This is a genomic window from Acidovorax cavernicola (assembly GCF_003581445.1).
Genome location: NZ_QXMN01000204.1, coordinates 1 through 1,504, shown reverse-complemented (window position 1 = coordinate 1,504; position 1,504 = coordinate 1). Strand labels below are relative to the sequence as shown.

Here is a 1,504-nt window from a genome sequence, read left to right as displayed (position 1 = left end):
CGATGGATCTGCTTCATTTGCATGAAGATACATGGACAGTGGGCCAAACAACATGCTTTTTTCTTCTGCACTCACGGTGCTGTCGGGTTGCTCTTCGATGCAGATACGGTTTCGGCCAGCGGATTTTGCCTGATAGAGCTGGTTGTCCGCGCGTTCGATCCACAGCTGCGGGGTGCTGCGGATCCATTGCAGGGCATAGGCACCGCCGATGCTCACGGAGACATTCAGATCCAGGGCCGGCGAGACGCGGATCAGGGTCGACTCGACGGCCTCCCGGATACGCTCGGCGATCGAGCGGCCAAATGCGGCCTGGCACGAGGGCAGGACGATGGCGAATTCCTCGCCGCCGTAGCGTGCCAGGGTGTCCATGGGGCGCACGCAGCCCAGCAGCGTGCGCGCGACGGACTGCAGGACGACGTCGCCCGCGATATGGCCGTGGGTATCGTTGATCTTCTTGAAATGGTCGATGTCGAGCATCAGCAGCAGAGCGGCTTCGCCCGATCGGGCCATGCGGTCGATTTCACGTTCGAGCACGGTGCGGAAGTGCCGGCGATTGGCCAGTCCCGTCAGCGGATCGCGCAAGGAGAGATCGCACAGGCCGTCAATTACTGCCTGCAGGTAGCGGGTGGGAGTCTCGTTGGGCAGCACCAGACCCGGCGCACCAGCCTGGGTTACCAGGCTGTGGGCCGTAGACAGGCGCAGGTCGCGCAAGAAGACGGATTGGTAGGTCGCGGAACCAGTCACAAAGTGCAAATCAGTGTTACGAGAGTGTATCAGCCCCACATATCCCGGTGGCTCAACAAGGTGTCTGCGCCCCATGCAGATTCTGCAGGGCCGCCAACGCTTCGGCGTCGGTGCGGTACAGCGCCAGATCGGTGTCGGGAGCGAGCGCACCGGCGCGTCGCAAGCTATTTTCCACGGGCAGCTTGAGTCCGCTGACGTGGAGTGTGCCACCACGTTGGCGCAGCAGTCCTCGGATGCGTCGGAAAGTCTCGATTCCCGTAATGTCGATACGGTTGATGGGCTGGGCCAGCAGGCACAGATGGTGCAGTTCCGGGTGCGCGCCCAGGTGGTCGACGATGCGCTGCTCGAGCGCCCGGGCCGAGGCGAAATCGAGCTCGGCATCCATGCGCAGCACGAACACGCCCTGGGCCAGGGCCGGCAATTGCCACAGATGGCGGTCGCGCAGGCTGCCGTCGGCGTGCAGGCCGGCTTCGATGATGCGCGGATGCAGGCGCTGGTAGAGGAAGTGGCACAGCGCCATCACGATGCCCGCGAGCACGCCCCAGTACAGCCGCGGCGCCGTGGCCAGCGTGAGCACGCAGGTTGCGAGGCCGATGCCGGCTTCGGTGCGTGACACGCGCCACAGCCGGAACATGGTTTGCGGCTTGATCAGGTTGAGAACGGCGGTGACGACGATCGCGGCCAGCGCCGACTGCGGCACATGGTAGAGCGCGGGAGTCAGCCACAGCAGCACGATGAACACGAAGCCGATGGCGAACAC

General features: G+C 64.0%; 2 protein-coding genes. Both read right to left on the bottom strand.

The features are described from left to right. Positions 1-744: GGDEF domain-containing protein (locus D3H34_RS32530; protein ID WP_286186556.1), on the bottom strand; the 744-nt coding region annotated here is incomplete at its 3' end. 52 nt (positions 745-796) lie between these two features. Beyond that, the coding region (locus D3H34_RS32525; protein WP_147400587.1) for an STAS domain-containing protein at positions 797-1,504 on the bottom strand (708 nt) is incomplete at its 5' end.